The sequence below is a fragment of the Aquibacillus rhizosphaerae genome (genome assembly GCF_030282825.1).
GTDB classification, from domain to species: Bacteria; Bacillota; Bacilli; order Bacillales; family Amphibacillaceae; genus Aquibacillus_C; species Aquibacillus_C rhizosphaerae.
The window spans coordinates 32,282-52,237 of sequence record NZ_JASTZU010000036.1 but is presented as its reverse complement, the minus strand read 5'-3'; the positions used below and the strand labels follow the sequence as shown (position 1 = coordinate 52,237).

Below are 19,956 nucleotides of genomic sequence, written 5' to 3'. Positions count from 1 at the left end.
AACTACTCCTGCTCAGGATTCCGTAAATAATAACCTACACCTCTCCTAGTGACAATCCAAAGAGGATTACTCGGGTAATCTTCAATCTTCTCTCTTAATCTCCTAACAGTGACATCTACTGTTCGTACATCACCATAATAATCATAGCCCCATACCGTTTCTAATAGATGCTCCCTCGTCATCACTTGTCCAATATGTCGAGCTAAATAATGAAGTAGTTCAAACTCACGATGAGTTAGCTCTATTTCTTTACTATTTTTCGATACTGTATAGGCATCAGGATGAATCGTTAACGATCCAATGTTTATATCCTTATTAACACGGTCATCTTCTGTAGGCGCTTGTTGCTGACGTCTCAGGTTTGCTTTTACCCGAGCAATCACCTCACGATTACTAAATGGTTTAGTTACATAGTCATCGGCACCTAACTCTAACCCTAACACCTTATCTATTTCAGAATCTTTTGCTGTTATCATAATAATTGGCATTGTGTACTTTTTACGAATTTCTCTACAAACTTCATTACCATCTTTATTTGGTAACATAATATCTAATAAAAGAAGATCAGGCTTTTCTTGTTCCGTTTTTTGGATAGCTTCATCACCATCATAAGCACAAATAACCTTATACCCTTCTTTTTCAAGGTTGAATTTCAAAATATCTGCAATCGGTTTTTCATCATCAACAACTAGTATTTTTTGACTCATAACCACACATCCTTTTCAGGCTTTATTAACCTTTATTCTATCGTACTTTACAGTAAATGTCTTTTTTTATTCCTAAGGAAAGATTAACCTATCCATATTATATAATCTAATTGAAATCTAGAAGTGCGGGCACTTTATTATATTAGATTACTTATTCTATAATTCTGGCTAAGTGAACACTATAATCGATACTCTGATTACAAAAACGATCTTCATTAGCAAGACCTCTTACAAATAAGCATTTGTGATTCAGCTCCCCCAATAAAGCGCAGTTAGACATAACTTGTATAAAAACCCTTGTTGCATTTGCAACAAGGGTTTTATCTTTACCAATTCAGGGTATTATTCTATATAACTATTAAAACATACTGTTTGGATTAACTAATGATCCATTATTGTACACTTCAAAATGTAAATGGATACCGGTTGAATCGCCAGTAGAACCCATTACACCAATCGTAGAACCTTTTGTGATTGTTTGTCCAGCACTCACATCTATAGATGAAAGGTGTGCATAAACCGTTTTGTATCCATTATTATGATTAATTACAATTTTATTACCGTAACCACCATCATCCCATCCTGCAGATTCTACTGTTCCATTATCAACTGCAAGAATAGAACGATTACTTACACCAGCAATGTCCATACCTTTATGGTAGGAGCCCCATCTTTCACCCATATGACTGCTCACATAGCCACCGACTGCAGGCCAATGAAATTGTCCAGATCCTCTTGAAGGGACTACTTTTGTACCCTTTATGATAATCTCTTTCACAGGTTCTTTTGTGATACTTTCTTTTACAATTTCTTTTGAAGTAATATTACCATTCACCATTTCCAATGCATAATGAACTTCTTTTTTGCCACTTTGTCCTTCTTGTTTAACTTTTTCGTCACCTTTATATAAATCATCTGATTCAACAATTTCTTTTTCATAACTAATTTCTTCTTCTACAAGCTTTTCTTCTTTAACCATTACATTTACAAAAGGTTCATATGCTGTCACATTAATTTCTTGTCCAATTTGCAAAACTGACTCTTCGTTTAGTGATGGATTTAATTCTAAAATTGTTTTTATATCTAAATCATATTTTCCAGCTATTGCACCTAGTACTTCGCCTTCTTCAACCTTATGTTTCTTATCCTCTAATGTACCTTTTTCAAGTAATGTATTTCCTTCTTCTTCAGTTAAAACTTCTTCGGGCAGAACTTTTCCTTCCGAAAATGAAACTTCTTTTGATAATTGAACGTCTATTACATTAGAATCTCCTACACTTAAAGTAGTTTCCGTTTTTTCTTCGTCTGATTGTTTTTCTAATTTTTCGATGATCTCAAGATCTACATATTTTGCTTTAAAATGGTTTAGAGTTGCTTCAGCAGCTTCTTTATCTTTAAAGTAACCTAACACTTTATCTCCAATTTTTAATTCATAAGCGTTAACTTTAATAGATAGTTCATCATCTAGCACATCAATAACTTCTTTATTAGAATCCTCTGGATTAAAAACTTTTTCCTCTACATATGAAATCTCTTCGCCGACAGCAAATGAGTAGTCTTCATAATTCTTTTCTTGTTCATCTATTAATTTATCAACGTGTGATTGGATTACTTCTTTACTATCTACAGTTCCTACATGCTCTCCATCTATATATACATGAAATATAGTTGATAGCTCACTATCATCAGCGTATGCGACATTAAATGTTATTCCTAAACCTAGTACGGTAGTAAGTGCTGTTTTCTTAATAAGTCCCATAGACTTTGTTGATGGTACAGACGGATATTTAGCACCCATGGTATTCTTCCACATGTTACAGTCCTCCTAATATCTTTCCTTCACTCATGTATGTATCATCACGAATAATAATCTATTTAAAGTATAGTAGTTTAATAATGAGTAAAAATTTTCTAATCTATTTAATTCCTTTCTTAATCTACCATAGAACTAGTAGTGATTAAACAGTTTTAAAACGAATGTAATACAACTGTATAATAACTTCCAAAATTCCCCTAAAATCAGTTAATTATTCTATTTTAGTGCATTTTTTTTGACTTTTTCTTGAATTATCTCTAGTTTTTGCATACATAGATTGCAGTAATGTTACAAACTATTTAAAATCACTACTATTTAACGGTTTATTACACCTATTTATTGTAATAATTTAGTCCTTTTTCTTAAAACAATGTACTTTTTCCGTTTTTAGACACTAAAAAACCTGTCGAAGTTTTACCCTCAACAGGTTTTCATGATTTAACTATATACACTTCTAACTATGTTAGTCTGCTTACGATCTGGTCCAACCGAGAAAATGGATAATGGAATCTGTGTTAATTGCGATATTCTTTCTAAATAATGCCTCGCATTTTCTGGAAGCTCATGTAGGTTACTTACTCCAGTTAAATCCTCCGTCCATCCAGGCATCTCTTCATATACTGGTTCACATTCAGCTAACATCGTTAAACTTGCTGGAAATTCATTTATAATTTCCCCTTTGTAACGATAAGCTGTACATATTTTTAATGTTTCTATACCAGTCAAGACATCAATAGAGTTTAACGATAAATCTGTTATGCCACTAACACGACGGGCATGACGTACAACTACACTATCAAACCATCCAACTCGTCGTGGTCGACCAGTGGTTGTTCCGTATTCATTGCCGACTTCTCTAATTTTATCACCGATCTCATTTTGTAACTCTGTTGGAAACGGACCGTCACCGACTCGAGTTGTGTAGGCCTTTGATACACCAACTACATGATCAATTTTTGATGGGCCAACACCTGAACCAATTGTCACACCACCAGCAATAGGGTTAGACGATGTTACAAATGGATACGTACCTTGGTCAATATCCAACATAACGCCTTGTGCTCCTTCAAATAGGACGCGTCTTCCCTCATCCAAGGCATCGTTTAGAACTACTGAGGTATCACATACATAATGAGCAATTTCTTGGCCATATTGGTAGTATTCTTCAAGAATATCCTCTACTTTAATCAAGTCTGTTTCATAGACCTTTTCAAACAAGCGATTTTTTTCTCTGAGGTTTTGCTCAAGTTTTTCTTGAAATGCTTGTTTATCCATCAAGTCTGCAATTCTAATTCCAACTCTTGCAGCTTTATCCATGTACGCTGGACCAATGCCTTTTTTTGTCGTTCCTATTTTATTTACACCCTTTTCTTCTTCTTGAAGCTCATCTAATTTTAGATGATAGGGTAGAATAACATGGGCTCTATTACTAATTCTTAAGTTGTCAGTACTTACTCCTTTGTCATGAAGATACTTTAGTTCCTCGACTAAGGCTTTTGGATCAATGACCATCCCATTTCCTAGTACACAGGTTTTGTCATTAAAAAAGATCCCTGATGGAATCAAATGTAATTTATATGTAATCCCGTCAAATTTAATCGTGTGACCCGCATTGTTTCCACCTTGATATCGCGCAACCACTTCTGCGTTTTGAGAAAGGAAGTCTGTAATCTTTCCTTTACCTTCATCACCCCATTGGGTTCCAACAACTACTACTGAGGACATTCACGGCACCTCCGCCAAACCAATTTTTTATTGATAACAAAGTAATTTTACCAATCAATATTTAACATGTCAATGAAGTTTACGAACAATATTATCAACTGGATATAATTCGTTCGTGTTTTATGGCATAATCACTTCCACACCACTTTATCATAGTAAAATGATAAAGTGCAGTTTGTAAATAATAAAGCTGCCTCGAGAAAATACTCGGGCAGCTTTATTATTTCATACTTATGCTCCACTACCTGCTCCCACAGGCGGAATATCACTTTCCTGATAACGATGGTCTAAATCTACGAACTTATTATATTCCTTTACAAAGGCAAGCTCGACCGTTCCTACAGGGCCATTACGCTGTTTTGCTAAAATAATTTCAATTATATTTTGCTTCTCAGATTCTTTATCATAGTAATCATCTCTATATAAAAACCCTACAATGTCAGCATCCTGCTCGATACTTCCTGATTCACGTAAGTCAGACATCATCGGACGTTTATCCTGTCTAGACTCTACACCACGTGAAAGCTGTGACAAAGCTATTAATGGTACGTTTAGCTCTCTTGCCAAGCCTTTTAAGGAACGTGATATATCAGAAACTTCTTGTTGACGGTTCTCTCCTGGTTTACCACTACCTGCTATTAATTGTAAGTAATCTATGAGTATCATTCCTAAACCGTGTTCCTGTTTTAGACGGCGACATTTAGATCGAATATCATTAACCCGTATACCTGGCGTATCATCAATATAAATGCCAGCATTTGAGAGACTTCCCATTGCCATTGTCAGCTTTCCCCAGTCCTCCGGTTCTAAGCTACCCGTTCTAAGACGTTGAGCGTCAATATTACCCTCCGCACAAAGCATACGGTTTACAAGTTGTTCTGCACCCATCTCTAAACTAAATATCGCTACATTTTCATCTGTTTTTATTGCCACGTTTTGCGCAATATTAAGTGCAAAAGCTGTTTTACCTACAGAAGGACGCGCTGCCACGATAATTAAATCATTACGCTGGAAACCAGATGTTATTTTATCAAGGTCTCTAAAACCTGTTGGTACACCTGTAACATCAGCATGATTATGATGTAATTGTTCAATGTTATCATAGACTTCTATCAAAACATCTTTAATATTTTTAAATGCTCCTGAATTTTGTCGGTGCGATACTTCTAATATCTCTTTTTCTGCATCATTCAGAACATCTTCTACCTCGTCTTCTCTGGAAAAACTATTGGAGACAATATCTGTTGCTGTTCTAATCAACCTTCGAAGTAAGGCTTTTTCCTCAACTATTTTACAATAGTAACTAACGTTAGCTGCAGTTGGTACTGAATTTGCTAAATCACTTAAATAGGAAACTCCACCAACTTCATCTAGTATTCTAGCATTTGAGAGTGCAGTCGTTACGGTAACAAGATCTATTGGTTCACCCTTATCAGACAAATTTAACATTACACCGAATATTCGCTGATGACTTGCGCGATAGAAATCTTCTGGCATTAATAGTTCAGACGCACTTGAAAGAGCTTCTTGTTCTAAAAAAATAGCACCAAGTACTGCTTGTTCGGCTTCAATATTATGTGGGGGTGTTCGATCATTCCATTCTTCACTCATGAATTTGCTCCTTTCCTTTAATGATTGTAGCAAGGTTATTACTAGTCACAACAAAAGCGAATAAATAAGAGCTTCTTATTCTATGATTATTAAAAAATAGAATTAAAAAGTTTTAATTAAAATAATTAAACTAGTAATGGGAGGGGTTAACCCTCCCATTACTTCACTTCCGTTACATGCACTTTTATAATCCCTGTTACTTCAGGGTGAAGTTTAACAGGTACATCTGTATAACCCAATGCTCGAATAGGGCTGTCCAACTCTATTTTTCGTTTATCCATTTTAATTTTATGTTTCTTGTTTAGTTCATCTGCAATTTGTTTACTAGTTATTGAGCCGAATAAGCGTCCTGCATCACCAGATTTCGCCTTTATGTCAACTTCAATATTAGCTAGTTTTTCTTTTAATTGTTTTGCCTCATCTAATTCTTCTTGTTCTAATTTCTTTTCTTTATTTTTTTGCGCTTCAAGTACTTTAACATTACCACCAGTAGCTTCTACAGCTAAATTATTTTTCAATAAATAATTACGTGCATAGCCGTCGGGTACGTTTTTCATTTCTCCCTTTTTACCTTTTCCTTTTACATCCTCTGTAAATATTACTTTCATTCCGAATCCCCTCCAAAATACTCATCTATAATATCTTTTAATTGATCACAAGCATCCTCTACGGTTGTATCATCTAACTGTGTAGCTGCGTTTGTTAGATGTCCACCACCGTTCATTTTTTCCATAATAACTTGCACATTAACGTCACCGAGTGATCGTGCACTTATACCGATACGGCCATCTTTTCTTTTAGAAATAACAAAGGATGCCACTATTCCGCTCATTGTTAATAACGTATCTGCTGCTTGAGCAATAATAACAGGACCATATGTTTTGGTTGAATCTCCAATAGAAATTGCTATACCGTCACGATATATTTTAGTACTTTCGATTAGATGACTTCTTTCTACATAGATATCCAAGTCTTCTTTCATAAACTTCTGTACAAGTACCGTATCCGCACCTTTAGACCTTAGATAGGATGCAGCATCAAACGTTCGCGTACCCGTTCTTAGCGTAAAACTTTTAGTATCGACAATAATACCTGCCAATAATGCTGTAGATTCTAACATATTTAATTTTAAATTTTTTGGTTGATATTCCAATAATTCTGTAACTAACTCAGCTGTTGAAGATGCATAGGGTTCCATATAAACCAGCGTTGGATGATCGATAAATTCTTCAGCTCTTCGATGATGATCAATAACAACCACATGTTCTGTTTTACTTAGAAGTTTCTCTTCTGCGACTAAAGAAGGCTTATGGGTATCAACAACAACAAGCAATGTGTTCTTTGTGACCATATCCAGTGCTTTTTCAGGTTCAATAAAATTAGACCATAGCTCTTCGCTTTTTTGAATTTCTTCCACTAACCGTTGCACACCAGTATCTACGTCGTTCCTATCTAAAATAATATGACCGTTCACTCCGTTTACTTCTGCAACCTTCAAAATACCAATGGCTGCACCGATAGAGTCCATATCCGGCGATTTATGACCCATAATTAATACCTGATCGCTTTCCTGAACCAATTCTTTTAATGCATGTGAGATAACTCGTGCCCTTACTCGTGTTCGTTTTTCCATTGGATTCGTTTTTCCACCATAAAATCTTACCTTACCAGACTCTTCTTTAATAACTACTTGATCTCCACCACGACCAAGAGCTAAATCTAAACTAGATTGAGCTAACTCACCTAAACTTGGAAGAGAAACACCGCCGAGTCCAACACCTATGCTTAATGTCAAAGGTACGTTTTTATCAGAAATAAGTTCACGTACTTCATCTAGAATTTCAAACTTTGATTTTTCTAATTGATTTAGTATTTGTTGATTCATCACTGCCAGAAAACGTTCTTGCGATGTTCGCTTTAAATATATCCCATATTCTTGAGACCAATCATTTAAAATAGAAGTGACTTTAGAGTTAATCTGGCTCTTTGCAGTATCGTCCATTGCTTGTGTAATTTCTTCATAGTTATCTAAGAAAATGATACCTAATACAGTTTGTTCATTATGGTATAAGTTTTGAATTTCTGTCTGTTTCGTTCGATCGAACAAATATAAAAGTCGTTCGTCTTTTTTGGTTAATGTTTGAAACTCGTATCCTTCTAAAGGTATCCAAATTTCATCTCTTTCCTCTTTAACCATTGGAATAAGGTCACTAGATAACTCGTTTAAAGATTTACCAACTAATGTTTCATCGTTGGTGAATTTACTCATATAGGGATTTGTCCATTCAATTATATAATCTTCACTATATAGAACAATTCCAATTGGCATTTCTAATAAAGCTTCTTGACCTACTTTTTTCACCCGGTAAGAAAGCGTCGTGATATACTCTTCTGTCTCACTAATTAAGTTTTTTTCTGTTCGAATACTATAGTATAAAGAAGCCAACAATAGCACTGTCATTATTATCCCTAAGATCCATTGGTAATAAAAAATAAATCCTAATAAGATTAGAGAAATAAAATAAATCACCCATAAATGACTACTCATAATTGGCTTTTTAAAAAAATCTGGCATTAAGTTCAGCTCCTATAAGCTATACATATTTAAGTAAAAGCTTATTTTGAATTACTTATTCTGTCCCTTAAAGAAAAACCTAAATCAATTATACCTAAGATTCTAATGATATAAAGACCTATAAAAGGAATTATAATAGAAAATATAATAGCAATTATTGGTATAGCAATGGAAATCCCTTTTTTGTGGGCATAAAACAATATAAATGAATAGCCTTGTAGCACAATTAACAAACCTGCTAAGTGAAACACATTCATTACTCCTAAATACATCATACTACCCTGTTCCATCGGAAACAATGTCAATAAAATTGCAAAAAAGAAGATCCAAATCATTACTTTTGGTAATTTAAAATCTCTAAATACTGGAAAGTAAAGTTTGTTTCCCTTAATTCGGTTTAGTATTTTATAGCTAATCCATTGAGAGATGAATCCTATCAGCATTGCAGCCATAACCAAAATAAAAGGAATTAAGTTCAGAATCTGATACATTTGTTCTTCTAATTGTTCCAATACCTCTTCTGATGTTTCCATACCAAATCCTTCTAATATTTGTTTACTTGTTTCTAATGACTCATCGATTGTTAAGCTAAATTGTTCTATTAAATTTACACTAAATAAAACTTGAATCAAAATAAAAACTACTAGAAACGAAATAACAAATCCAAGTGTGCCACGAGCCCAAGTTTCATATGCTGTTAATTTTTGATATATTGCTAATCCAACCATAATACCACCGATTCCTGCTACGATTGTAAAAGGGATCGATACACTGGAAATAAATAAAGAAATACATAGAACGAAAAAGAATACAATACTTGATGGCCTCCATCCGTATTTTGCTGAAAAAACAACAAACGGAATAGGCAAAATAAATATAGTTAATAATTCAATTCCAGGCAATATCAACGTAATTAATAATGATACAATATATAGAGCACCTAATAGCATGCCATCCTTTAACATCTTCGAATTACCCATCAAATAGTAACACCTCTTTATCATCTTCTTCAATCGGTAGAAAAAGCACAGCTACCCGAGCTGTGCTTTTAAAAATTTTCAATAGTAATTAACAAGCAAGTATAATTAGTTTACCCATTGATTATAAACGATGAAAGACTATTAACACAAATCTTTCTATTTCCAATTTAAATGACAAACTTAAGCTGATTTTTAATCATAAATCAAATCCATACAATTGGGATTCGTCATTATCCCGAAATATGATAGTTAATCATAATAGAATGCGCTACGGTAGCAAAGTATTTAAAAATCGATAAAAGCACCCGTTACATCGTCTGAATTTTTAAAAAATATTGAAATTAACTATAACTTATTTATAATAATATGAGTAGATGATACATTTTTAAGTGCAATTTTTTACTATACATAATTATTTGCGGAGGAATTAGAATGATAAAAACTATTATTTTTGATCTCGATGATACATTATTGTGGGACAAAAAAAGTGTAAAAAAAGCCTTTATCGCAACTTGCAAATTGGCTGAAAAGAAATATGGAATTAATCCAGAACTTTTAGAAAATGCAGTTAGAGAACAAGCAAGTAAGCTATATGCATCTTATGAAACTTATAGCTTTACACAAATGATAGGAATTAACCCCTTTGAAGGACTTTGGGGTAACTTTTTAGATGATGAAGAGAACTTTCGCAAAATGAGCGAAATTGTACCTGCTTATCGAGTAGAATCATGGACAAAGGGATTACAAGCTCTTGGCATTAATGATGAGGAATTTGGATATGAACTGGCGGAACAATTTCCTATACAACGAAAGAAACATCCTTATGTATATGAAGAAACGTTTGATGTTTTAGATCAATTAAAAAACAATTATCATTTGCTCCTTTTAACAAATGGTTCGCCTGATTTACAACAAACCAAACTTAAAATTACTTCTGAATTAAAAGATTACTTTGATCAAATAATTATTTCTGGTGATTTTGGTCGTGGAAAACCTGATCCTACCATATTCAACCATGCTTTGCATACGATTCAATCGGACAAAGAAGAGGCCATTATGGTTGGTGATAATTTAATGACTGATATTCTTGGTTCTAACCGAGCAGGAATTAAAAATGTTTGGATAAACCGAGAAAATAAACAACCAAATGACGTAGTTCCAACTTATGAAATAAGTAATTTAAATCAACTCTTCCCTATCTTAGAAAAATTAAATCAATAAAACAAGCAGTCAGGTATTTAAGATAACCTGACTGCTTGTTTTTTCTCATCAATATTAATTTTACTTGTTAGTTAGATTAGTATTATCAACTCTAGTTTTATAACTCGATTGCAGTAACACCATAAATATCTGCTAATTGATTTAATTGATTTAGTTCATCTAGATCCAAATGCTTGTCGATTGTCAATAACATAATCGCTTCTCCACCAACATCGGATCTTCCAACCTGCATCGTAGCAATATTTGTTTCTTGCTCAGCCAATAAACTACCTACTCTACCAATTGCACCCGGTTGGTCTTTATGTCTTATGAATACAATATGTCCTGAAGGAATAAAATCAACGCTATACGTATCCACTTGAACAATTCTAGCACCAAGGCCATTTAATAGTGTACCTGCTACCATTCTAGTTCCTTTAGTTGTCTTCACTTCTACTTTTAATAGATTTGTAAACCCTTTTGAAGTGTTAGTTTTATGTTCATTAATCAAAATTCCCTTTTTCTCTGCTAAGAAAGAAGCATTTACATCATTGACATGTTCCCCTAAATGACGTTTCAAAAGACCCTTTATTGTATTTCTTGTCAGAGGGGCTACTTCTACTTCTGCAAGTTTGCCAGAATAGTATATATTAATCTCTTCAATTACTCCTTCTGTTAAATACGTTAAAAATGTACCTAGTTTTTCGGATAAGTGAAAATATGGTTCGATTTTTCTCATAACCTCTTTCGGCACAGATGGCAAATTCACAGGATTTCTTGCAAGTCCACCACTTAAAAAGTTTGCCACATCCTCACTAACATCTATAGCCACATTCTCCTGAGCTTCTACAGTACTTGCTCCTAGGTGTGGCGTTGCAATTACTTCTGGTAACTCAAGAAGCTTATGGTTTACAGCTGGTTCTTGTTCAAACACGTCTAGTGCTGCTCCAGCTACCTTTTTATTCACTATTGCTTCATATAAAGCATCTTCATCAATAATTCCACCACGCGCACAATTAACAATCTGAACGCCATCTTTCATTAATTCAAAAGCTGCTTTATTTATTAAATGTTTTGTTTCTTTTAACAGTGGTGTATGGACAGTAATAAAATCAGCTTTTCTAACCACATCTTCAACTGTACCATAATCAACACCCATTTGATCAGCTTTCTCTTCAGTTAAAAAGGGATCATAAGCAATGATATTCATACGTTGACCTTTTGCACGAGTAGCAACTTCTGCACCAATTCTTCCCAAACCTATGACACCTAATGTTTTTCCTTTCAATTCGACCCCAACGTGAGATTTACGATCCCACTTTTGATTTTTTAACGCATAAAATGCCTGGGGGATTTTTCGTGCTAGAGACATTAACATGGCCATCGTATGCTCTGCAGCTGAATTGGTATTACCATCTGGCGCATTTACGACAATAACCCCGTGTTCTGTTGCTGCATCTAAATCAATATTGTCAACGCCAACCCCAGCTCTACCAATAATTTTTAACTTTGAAGCTTTTTCAATAATTTCCTTTGTTACTTTTGTTTGACTTCTTACCAATAAAGCATCGTATTTCCCAATCTCTTCAGCTAATTGTTCTGGTGATAAATCTGTGGAAACAACAACCTCTATATTATCTGCAGCTTCTAATGGTTGAATTCCTTCTTCACTCAATGGGTCACTTATTAATACTTTAAATGTCATATGTGTAAAGCCTCCTATTTTTTATTTATCATAATAAATTTCAAAATACCAATTTTGTCGTAGATGACTGAATATGGTCATGATGAGATTGACTCATTAACTAACCTTTTTAAAAAAAATTAAAAAAACCTTCCACCCCCTACATTTAAGTAAGGGGCGAAAAGTTGGAACTTACGCGGTACCACCCTTTTTCACTGTTAAACTACAACAGTCTTCATTGGTATCATGCATAACGAGCATGAGCCGTACAAACCTACTAAATTCAGTCTGTCTATTCCGAAGTGCTATCCATTGCTAGGAAACACTGGTTTACACCAACCACCAGCTCTCTATAGTTCCTTATTCAATGCACCTGTCTTCATCTAAATATTTATTAATAATTTTGAATTTTCATTTATCATAGCAGATTTAAAATGATTGTCAACATATATTACAAAGTATTTTAGTTGAAAACGTTTTAGTCTATCAAAGTTGTGTCAATTTTTCAAACTTCAATATAAGAAAAGCACTTAATGCCTTCGAAATACAAAAAAAACCTACTAGAATTTAGTTAGTTAGACTAACAAATCCTAGTAGGTAGGTTTTTTATTATTAATCGTTCACATATGGTAATAATGCCATTTGACGAGAACGTTTAATTGCTCTTGTTAATTTACGTTGATATTTTGCAGATGTTCCAGTTACACGACGAGGAAGAATTTTTCCACGTTCAGAAACGAAACGTCTTAGCAAATCAACATCTTTATAATCGATATGTGTAATTCCGTTCGCTGTGAAGTAACACACCTTACGACGTTTTGCACGACCACGACGAGCTGCCATAGAGTTAACCTCCTTTGCTTAAGAGTTCATATTAAAAGGGTAAATCATCGTCAGAAATATCAATAGGCTCACCGTTATTTCTAAACGGATCCTCTTCATTTGAATTATTATAATTATTATTGTTGTTAGGGTTCTGGTTAGATTGGTTCTGATTAGGACGAGATCCTGAAGATCCTTGCCCACCACCTGGATTACTACCTTTTGTCTCAAGGAATTGTACAGAGTCTGCTACTACTTCCGTAATAAACACTCTCTTTCCATCCTGACCTTCAAAACTACGTGTTTGTAATCTTCCATCAACACCTACCATGCTACCTTTATTCATAAAGTTTGCTAGGTTTTCTGCTGGACGTCTCCATACAACACAGTTTATGAAATCTGCTTCTCTTTCTCCTTGTTGATTAGAAAAAGGTCTGTTTACAGCTAAGGTAAAGTTGGCTACTGCCACGCCATTTGGTGTATAGCGTAAATCTGGATCCTTAGTTAATCTGCCAACGAGTACGACACGATTCAACATCAGACCACTCCTTATTGTTCGTCGTTACGAATTGCAATGTGACGAATTATGTCATCAGAGAACTTCGCTTGACGATCGAATTCATTAATTGCATTTTGATCACCTTTAAAGGTAATTAGAACATAGTAACCATCTCGAAAATCATTGATTTCATAGGCAAGACGCTTCTTACCTTTTTCTTCAACTTTTACGATTTCCGCACCATTATCAGAAAGGATTGTGTTAAAACGCTCAACTAAAGCTGTTTGCGCTTCTTCCTCGATATTTGGGCGGATGATGTACATAATTTCATAATCTCTCATCCGTTTGCACCTCCTTTTGGACTTAACGGCTCCTTTTTCGATAAAGGAGCAAGGAGTAATATATGTTAATTACTCACAATGATGTATTATATCAAAGATGTATATAAAGTGCAAGGCTTGTCAAATTATTATTACACTACCTATACTATGATCCAAACTTACACATTAAAACGGAAATGAATTACATCGCCGTCTTTCACCAAATATTCTTTACCTTCTAAACGCACCTTACCTTTGTCTCTTGCTGCAGCCATCGAACCAGTATCAACAAGATCAGTATATGAAACAGTTTCTGCTCTAATAAAACCACGTTCAAAGTCAGTATGAATAATACCAGCAGCTTGTGGCGCCTTTATTCCTTTTATAAACGTCCATGCCCTTACTTCTTGTTCCCCTGCTGTAAAGTATGTTGCTAAACCTAGAAGCTGATAGGTTGCTCTAATTAATTGATCTAAACCTGATTCAGAAATACCAAGTTCCTCTAAGAACATTTCCTTTTCTTCACCATCTAGCTCTGCAATTTCAGATTCTACTTTAGCACTAATAACAATTACTTCTGCGGATTCATTTTTTGCAAACTCTTTTACTTTTAAAACATTTGGATTCTCATCGGCTTGAAGCAGCTCATCTTCTCCTACATTTGCCACATAGAGAATTGGTTTACTTGTCAGAAGGTGCAATCCTTTTACTAATTTCATTTGTTCTTCCGTGAATTCAATAGATCTTGCAGGTTTTTCATCTTCAAGCGCAAGTTTAATCTTTGAAAGCACTTCAAATTCTGCCACAGCTTCTTTATCTTTTTGTCTTGCCATCTTCTCAACTCGTTGAGACCTTTTTGCCACTGTTTCTAAATCGGCTAAAATTAATTCAAGGTTAATTGTTTCTATATCAGAGATTGGATCAACAGTTCCTGATACATGGGTAATATTTTCATCTTGAAAACAACGCACAACATGACAAATTGCATCTACTTGCCTAATATGAGAAAGAAATTGATTACCTAAACCTTCCCCTTGGCTGGCACCTTTTACAATTCCAGCTATATCAGTGAATTCGAATGCAGTAGGTATTGTTTTTTTAGGTTTTACTAATTCCGTTAATTTACCTAAACGATAATCAGGAACCTCTACAATCCCTACGTTTGGATCTATTGTACAAAATGGATAATTTGCCGATTCTGCTCCTGCTTGTGTAATTGCATTAAATAATGTAGACTTTCCCACATTTGGTAAACCGACAATTCCTGCTGTTAATGCCATAAAAACTTCCACTCCTTAAGGGTACCGCTCATATGAACGTTTCAGTCATTCCAATTATAGATACACTTTAATGAAATGACAAGTTTTCAAAACTAAAAAACAAGGGGGATTTCACCTCTTGTTTTTCCATATAACCAGTTCATAATTACTTTTTTATTTATCAGTCAGTTAGACAACTTTTACTTTTTATATTATTAAAAATAAAAATGCAGAAAAAATGAATAGTCCGGTGAAAAATGTTCCACGTGAAACAACAACTACTCCTCTACTCTCTCTAAAACTTTTTTCATTTTACTTTCAAATTTTTTTCTAGGGATTAATACACTATGTCCACAGCCCTCGCATTTAATACGAATGTCCATCCCCATTCTAATCACTCGCCAACGATTTTCACCACAAGGATGAGGTTTCTTCATTTGAACTACATCGTTAATTTGATAGACTTTTTCATTCATACTATCTCACCCTTCATGTTTGTCATTTTCCATACTATCTCTAGAATACATCACCAAGCGTGGTAATGGAATATCGATACCATGTTCGTCTAATCTTCCTTTCACTTCTTTTCTTAGTATTCTAGCCATTGCCCAATGTTCCATTGGATTAACCTCTGCGATGATTCGAAGGACTACATGACTACTTTCTAACATTTGTACGCCTAACATTTCTGGTATGTCTTTTAACTCCGGGTATTTGCTAGGCATTTCGTGCATTAAATCAGAAATTATCGCTTCTACTTGCTGAATATTTGTTTCATAAGGAATATTCACATCTACAACAGCAATACTGTTATGAATAGAAAAGTTGGTGACTTGGGTTACATTTCCATTTGGGATAATATGCAATTCTCCTGTCCAACTCATCACTTTCGTAGTTCTTAGACCAATTTCTTCTACTACTCCTTCTACACCTGAAGTTCTAACATAATCACCAACTGAAAACTGATCTTCAAAAATTATAAAAAAACCAGTAATTATATCTCGGACTAAATTTTGTGTTCCAAAACCAATAGCTAGTCCAGCTACTCCAGCTCCAGCGAGCAATGCACCTATAGGTATCGTTAATGTATCCAATATCATTATAAAAGCGGTGAAATATACAACGTAGCTTAATGTATTCTGTACAAGTTTTTTTAACGTATTTTCTCTTCGTAATGATATTCGAAAGGGGCCATGGTCTCTTTGTTGAAAAATACGACTGAGAACTTTTAATCCAATTCGTATAACTAAACTTGCTAATATAACAATTAGCAAAATTCTTAAAATCGCATTACCAATTGTTAGCCAAAGGTCGATTCCAGTAATTATTTCTAAAATAGAATTCCATTGATCCTTAACCAAATCCACATTGCTGCCTCCAACACTTAACTTATAAATATATTCTATCATTTTTGCCCCATTTTGTATCGATTTATAACTGGGTAAACGATAAGAGATGATAGAATGTAAAGATTAAGCAACCCATATAGTGGATATAAATATTCAATTAATGTGGAAAATCCAATTTTCGTCAAAGGAATCATCGCTATTAAAATGAAAACCGCTAGTATCCATAGCGGTGCATCTATTCTGTTGCGCATCCGAGTAACTAATCCTAACGTACCCGATACAGCTGTCGTAAATATGGCTAACCATAATAGGATTGTAATAAATACAAACATTATATAAGGATAATGTCTTAATATCGCGAATAATGGTATCTCATATAGTAAAACTTCATCAGAAATTTGTATTAGGCTATTATTATAAATATATGAAATTGCACCTAAAATCAACCCACTCCCAAGGCTTGCAATCCATACTTCACCTTTAGATTTCATTTGATTTCCTACTGCACCTAAAACAGCAACAAGGGGTAAAATATTTAAGGCTGTAAATGTAAAAGCAGCCGTCCAATTTCTTTGTTTTGATATGTCGGGTATGAAAGATAACTTTTCATGGATTGAGAAAGTTAATAATACACTTAACAATCCTACAATTAATAATGGAAGAATAAAACTATTAAGCGATAGTACACCATCTATATCTCTAATAAACACCAGAATGATTGGGATGATAATAACAACAATCCCCCACCAATTCGGAAAATGAAATGCTTCAAGTGTTGCTCCGCTTCCTGCCAACATAACTACAGTCGTAGTAAACAAATAGATGAAAATCATTCCATCATATAAGTAAGATAGTTTTTTACCAACTAACACTTGTAATACAGGTAAATAATGAGCTGTTTGTTTCTCAAAGCTAATTGATAATATTACAAAACAGCATAAAGTAAAAAGCATTGAAAATAAAAGGATAGCTAGTCCACTTTCATTGCCAAAAAATTGCCACAGTTCTCTTCCCGAGGCATACCCTGCCCCTATAATTGTACCAATAATTAAAAACATCCATTTAAGTCCTGATTTCCACATAGCGTATCCTCCATATCTTTTTCTATTGATGTATAGAATTCAAAAAATAATCGTATACTTATAAAAATATGTTCAAGGAGGAAAAGCTATGAATCTTAAAGACAAATTATCCTCAAAAAAACAAGAACAATTTTTCACAAATGACCCTGCATTTATAAGAAAGTTATCAAAAACACTTACCAATTGGATATCAATTTCAAATAGGGATGTAGTAATAATATGTATTGGCACAGATCGTTCTACTGGAGATTGTCTTGGCCCACTTACAGGGACTTTATTAACCGAAAGAAAAAATGAAAATTTTTCTGTTTACGGTACGCTTGATAATCCAATACATGCAGTTAATATGGAGCAGCGATTAGATGAAATTAAAATGAAGCATAATGAGCCATTCATTATTGCTATTGACGCATGTTTGGGAAAACTAAAGTCGATTGGATCGATTCTAACTGGTCTTGGTCCTATTCAACCAGGCGCAGCATTAAATAAAAATCTACCTTTAGTTGGGGATGTTTATATTTCTGCAGTAGTAAATATAAGTGGATATATGGAATATCTAGTGTTACAAAACACACGTTTACATGTAGTAATGGATATGGCGAAAAAAATCACAACAAGTCTACATAGATTAGATAGAGAAATAAACATCACAAATAAGCTATCTGAATTAAACCAGTCAGATAAGTCTCTATCATAAATTTAAAATACTATATTCAAATATTTTTCAAGCTCCTTCCCCCTCTTTAAACAAGAACTTCAATTTTTCTATGTTTATTTGGGAAAGAAGTTACATAAAACAAAGGAAGTTATATTATCTTATAAAGGTTCATAGATGTCATTTGAAAATGCCTTCATTCCCCAAAAGTTCCTTTACTTTCATTATGTCGTACTTTATATAAAGTACGACATAAGTATATTGTAACTTCCTTGCAGTCTATTTTAGATGAGTGGTTAATTCATCGCTACGGAAAAATACTCCCTTTCCGGGGGCAGCACCTTAGCCTCCTCGGTCACAAAGAACGTTCCCTGTGGGGTCTTCGGAAGCTGCTCTTCCCCCAGGAGTGTCGCATTTTTCCTTCGCTAGGTAAACTTGTCTTTCCAGTAAAAATAGTACACTAAATATTAATAGCTATCTATCAATACATTAGGAGAACTGTTAAAAGTGAAGGCAGAATACGGAGACTCCTACGGGAACAGCGCGAGCTGAAGATCCACTCAGAAGCGATTTTCTTCTGAGTTAGCTGAAGCCGTGCCCGTGGAAAGCGGAGTATTCTACCGGAACGAAGTATTACAACTCAATCACCATTGCAACAGTAAAGAATTTTACAAAAGCAAAGAATACTTAATACGTACTTTATATCAAAATCGATATTAGGAAAAAATTCAACAAAGGTTAAAAATAATTAGTGAGGACTTTATATTTTTTTCAGCAAAAGAACAATCTTTTAGAAAACAAACAACTATTAAACACTCTTAAGTGCAGATATTTTCAGTACTAACTCCCTATCAGTATTAAGTTTGTATTATGTAGCTTAGTCGTTCAATAACTAGAACAGCTAGCAAATTTTCAAGTTATTAAACTATAAAGATATAATACTATTCCTACTGTAATTATTGAAGGAAGCAAGTTTGCAATTCTAATATTCGTTATTTTTAAGATGTTTAAACCTATCGCTACAATTAAAAGCCCACCTGTTGAAGTCATTTCAGCGATAAAACTATTTAAAAAAGTTTCCGGTATCCATTGTTCTATTTGTGTTGCCAGTAATGCTATTGTTCCTTGATATAATAAAACTGGTATGACTGATAAAATAACTCCAAACCCTAGTGTAGTAGTTAATACTAAAGCCATAAAACCATCTAGAATAGCTTTAGTTATAAGGACTTCATGATCTCCTCGCAACCCACTGTCAAGTGCACCTACAATAGACATCGCCCCAATTACAAATATTAAAGTAGCAGTGATAAATCCCTGTGCAATTGTACTATTTGCATTATTTTTAGCTATTTTCTTTTGAATCCATGACCCTACATCATTTAATTTTTTTTCTAAGTGTATAGACTCTCCTAAAACAGCACCAGTTAATATACTTAATAGAACAACTATAATATTTTCTGTTCTTAATGCCATTTGCAATCCTATTAATACAACCGCTAACCCAATACCATTTAGGATTGTTTCTTTATACCTTTCAGGAATTTTAGTAAAAAAAAGTCCGATAACTGTTCCTAGTATAATACACAATGCATTTATTAACGTTCCTGTTAAGACCATCTTTTACATCTCCGTTTATATATTAGTACACCTAGCTTTTTATTTCTTACTA

The 19,956-nt window shown here is 34.0% G+C and carries 18 protein-coding genes and 1 other annotated feature; of the genes, 2 read left to right on the top strand and 16 right to left on the bottom strand.

Annotated elements, in window-relative coordinates; all coding sequences use genetic code 11:
• Positions 1-2: 2 nt before the first annotated feature.
• The 7 genes from yycF to QQS35_RS10850 form a co-directional block, all read right to left on the bottom strand.
• A complete protein-coding gene (yycF, locus tag QQS35_RS10880; protein WP_285932115.1) occupies positions 3-707 on the bottom strand; it encodes a response regulator YycF in 705 nt (234 codons plus the stop codon).
• A 358-nt stretch (positions 708-1,065) separates the two neighbouring features.
• Positions 1,066-2,520 carry a M23 family metallopeptidase gene (locus QQS35_RS10875; protein ID WP_285932114.1) on the bottom strand — a complete coding sequence of 485 codons (1,455 nt, stop codon included), beginning with the start codon at positions 2,518-2,520 and terminating at the stop codon, positions 1,066-1,068.
• 441 nt (positions 2,521-2,961) lie between these two features.
• Positions 2,962-4,248 (bottom strand): adenylosuccinate synthase, encoded by a 1,287-nt coding sequence (locus tag QQS35_RS10870; RefSeq protein ID WP_285932113.1) that lies wholly within the window; start codon positions 4,246-4,248, stop codon positions 2,962-2,964.
• 231 nt (positions 4,249-4,479) lie between these two features.
• Complete coding sequence (gene dnaB, locus QQS35_RS10865; protein ID WP_285932112.1) at positions 4,480-5,859, bottom strand: replicative DNA helicase; 1,380 nt, start codon at positions 5,857-5,859, stop codon at positions 4,480-4,482.
• A gap of 158 nt (positions 5,860-6,017) precedes the next feature.
• Positions 6,018-6,467, bottom strand: a complete 450-nt coding sequence (gene rplI, locus QQS35_RS10860; RefSeq protein WP_285932111.1) for a 50S ribosomal protein L9 — start codon at positions 6,465-6,467, stop codon at positions 6,018-6,020.
• Positions 6,464-8,434, bottom strand: a complete 1,971-nt coding sequence (locus tag QQS35_RS10855) for a DHH family phosphoesterase (protein WP_285932110.1) — start codon at positions 8,432-8,434, stop codon at positions 6,464-6,466. The genes rplI and QQS35_RS10855 overlap by 4 nt, the downstream gene beginning before the upstream one ends.
• Positions 8,435-8,475: 41 nt before the next feature.
• Entirely contained in the window at positions 8,476-9,414 is a 939-nt protein-coding gene (locus tag QQS35_RS10850; protein ID WP_285932109.1) for a YybS family protein, read from the bottom strand.
• Between the two features lie 432 nt (positions 9,415-9,846).
• Here QQS35_RS10850 and QQS35_RS10845 point away from each other — a divergent pair, with 432 nt between their 5' ends.
• Positions 9,847-10,635: an HAD family hydrolase gene (locus tag QQS35_RS10845; protein ID WP_285932108.1), complete on the top strand. Its 789-nt coding sequence runs from the start codon at positions 9,847-9,849 to the stop codon at positions 10,633-10,635.
• A 97-nt stretch (positions 10,636-10,732) separates the two neighbouring features.
• On the opposite strand, the gene serA is transcribed toward QQS35_RS10845, so the two are convergent.
• The 8 genes from serA to QQS35_RS10805 all read right to left on the bottom strand — a co-directional run bounded on the left by serA (position 10,733) and on the right by QQS35_RS10805 (position 17,629).
• Complete coding sequence (gene serA / locus QQS35_RS10840; RefSeq protein WP_285932107.1) at positions 10,733-12,319, bottom strand: phosphoglycerate dehydrogenase; 1,587 nt, start codon at positions 12,317-12,319, stop codon at positions 10,733-10,735.
• A 149-nt stretch (positions 12,320-12,468) separates the two neighbouring features.
• Positions 12,469-12,693: a binding site (T-box leader), on the bottom strand.
• A 217-nt stretch (positions 12,694-12,910) separates the two neighbouring features.
• The gene (rpsR, locus tag QQS35_RS10835) at positions 12,911-13,141 is read right to left on the bottom strand and encodes a 30S ribosomal protein S18 (RefSeq protein ID WP_285932106.1); all 231 of its coding nucleotides are present in this window, start codon (positions 13,139-13,141) and stop codon (positions 12,911-12,913) included.
• A gap of 31 nt (positions 13,142-13,172) precedes the next feature.
• On the bottom strand, positions 13,173-13,658 hold the full coding sequence (gene ssb / locus QQS35_RS10830; RefSeq protein ID WP_285932105.1) for a single-stranded DNA-binding protein: 486 nt from the start codon (positions 13,656-13,658) through the stop codon (positions 13,173-13,175).
• 11 nt (positions 13,659-13,669) lie between these two features.
• Positions 13,670-13,960, bottom strand: a complete 291-nt coding sequence (rpsF, locus tag QQS35_RS10825; protein ID WP_285932104.1) for a 30S ribosomal protein S6 — start codon at positions 13,958-13,960, stop codon at positions 13,670-13,672.
• A 158-nt stretch (positions 13,961-14,118) separates the two neighbouring features.
• Positions 14,119-15,219, bottom strand: coding sequence for a redox-regulated ATPase YchF (gene ychF, locus QQS35_RS10820; RefSeq protein WP_285932102.1), 1,101 nt, complete (start codon positions 15,217-15,219; stop codon positions 14,119-14,121).
• Between the two features lie 257 nt (positions 15,220-15,476).
• Complete coding sequence (locus tag QQS35_RS10815; RefSeq protein WP_285932100.1) at positions 15,477-15,674, bottom strand: DUF951 domain-containing protein; 198 nt, start codon at positions 15,672-15,674, stop codon at positions 15,477-15,479.
• A 6-nt stretch (positions 15,675-15,680) separates the two neighbouring features.
• The gene (locus QQS35_RS10810; RefSeq protein WP_285932099.1) at positions 15,681-16,565 is read right to left on the bottom strand and encodes a mechanosensitive ion channel family protein; all 885 of its coding nucleotides are present in this window, start codon (positions 16,563-16,565) and stop codon (positions 15,681-15,683) included.
• Between the two features lie 38 nt (positions 16,566-16,603).
• The gene (locus tag QQS35_RS10805; protein WP_285932098.1) at positions 16,604-17,629 is read right to left on the bottom strand and encodes a YkvI family membrane protein; all 1,026 of its coding nucleotides are present in this window, start codon (positions 17,627-17,629) and stop codon (positions 16,604-16,606) included.
• 88 nt (positions 17,630-17,717) lie between these two features.
• On the opposite strand from QQS35_RS10805, the gene yyaC reads away from it, so the two are divergent.
• Complete coding sequence (gene yyaC, locus QQS35_RS10800; RefSeq protein WP_285932097.1) at positions 17,718-18,326, top strand: spore protease YyaC; 609 nt, start codon at positions 17,718-17,720, stop codon at positions 18,324-18,326.
• Between the two features lie 870 nt (positions 18,327-19,196).
• Here yyaC and QQS35_RS10795 read toward each other — a convergent pair.
• Complete coding sequence (locus QQS35_RS10795; protein ID WP_285932095.1) at positions 19,197-19,904, bottom strand: DUF554 domain-containing protein; 708 nt, start codon at positions 19,902-19,904, stop codon at positions 19,197-19,199.
• Positions 19,905-19,956 lie beyond the last annotated feature (52 nt).

What these genes read in the sequence shown, in the direction of transcription:
- QQS35_RS10870 (WP_285932113.1), bottom strand. Translation starts at nt 4,248, where the DNA reads ATGTCCTCAGTAGTAGTTGTTGGAACCCAATGGGGTGATGAAGGTAAA.
- rplI (WP_285932111.1), bottom strand. Translation starts at nt 6,467, where the DNA reads ATGAAAGTAATATTTACAGAGGATGTAAAAGGAAAAGGTAAAAAGGGA.
- QQS35_RS10850 (WP_285932109.1), bottom strand. Translation starts at nt 9,414, where the DNA reads ATGGGTAATTCGAAGATGTTAAAGGATGGCATGCTATTAGGTGCTCTA.
- ychF (WP_285932102.1), bottom strand. Translation starts at nt 15,219, where the DNA reads ATGGCATTAACAGCAGGAATTGTCGGTTTACCAAATGTGGGAAAGTCT.
- QQS35_RS10855 (WP_285932110.1), bottom strand. Translation starts at nt 8,434, where the DNA reads ATGCCAGATTTTTTTAAAAAGCCAATTATGAGTAGTCATTTATGGGTG.
- rpsR (WP_285932106.1), bottom strand. Translation starts at nt 13,141, where the DNA reads ATGGCAGCTCGTCGTGGTCGTGCAAAACGTCGTAAGGTGTGTTACTTC.
- QQS35_RS10795 (WP_285932095.1), bottom strand. Translation starts at nt 19,904, where the DNA reads ATGGTCTTAACAGGAACGTTAATAAATGCATTGTGTATTATACTAGGA.
- rpsF (WP_285932104.1), bottom strand. Translation starts at nt 13,960, where the DNA reads ATGAGAGATTATGAAATTATGTACATCATCCGCCCAAATATCGAGGAA.
- QQS35_RS10875 (WP_285932114.1), bottom strand. Translation starts at nt 2,520, where the DNA reads ATGTGGAAGAATACCATGGGTGCTAAATATCCGTCTGTACCATCAACA.
- QQS35_RS10815 (WP_285932100.1), bottom strand. Translation starts at nt 15,674, where the DNA reads ATGAATGAAAAAGTCTATCAAATTAACGATGTAGTTCAAATGAAGAAA.
- ssb (WP_285932105.1), bottom strand. Translation starts at nt 13,658, where the DNA reads ATGTTGAATCGTGTCGTACTCGTTGGCAGATTAACTAAGGATCCAGAT.
- yyaC (WP_285932097.1), top strand. Translation starts at nt 17,718, where the DNA reads ATGAATCTTAAAGACAAATTATCCTCAAAAAAACAAGAACAATTTTTC.
- QQS35_RS10805 (WP_285932098.1), bottom strand. Translation starts at nt 17,629, where the DNA reads ATGTGGAAATCAGGACTTAAATGGATGTTTTTAATTATTGGTACAATT.
- dnaB (WP_285932112.1), bottom strand. Translation starts at nt 5,859, where the DNA reads ATGAGTGAAGAATGGAATGATCGAACACCCCCACATAATATTGAAGCC.
- QQS35_RS10845 (WP_285932108.1), top strand. Translation starts at nt 9,847, where the DNA reads ATGATAAAAACTATTATTTTTGATCTCGATGATACATTATTGTGGGAC.
- yycF (WP_285932115.1), bottom strand. Translation starts at nt 707, where the DNA reads ATGAGTCAAAAAATACTAGTTGTTGATGATGAAAAACCGATTGCAGAT.
- serA (WP_285932107.1), bottom strand. Translation starts at nt 12,319, where the DNA reads ATGACATTTAAAGTATTAATAAGTGACCCATTGAGTGAAGAAGGAATT.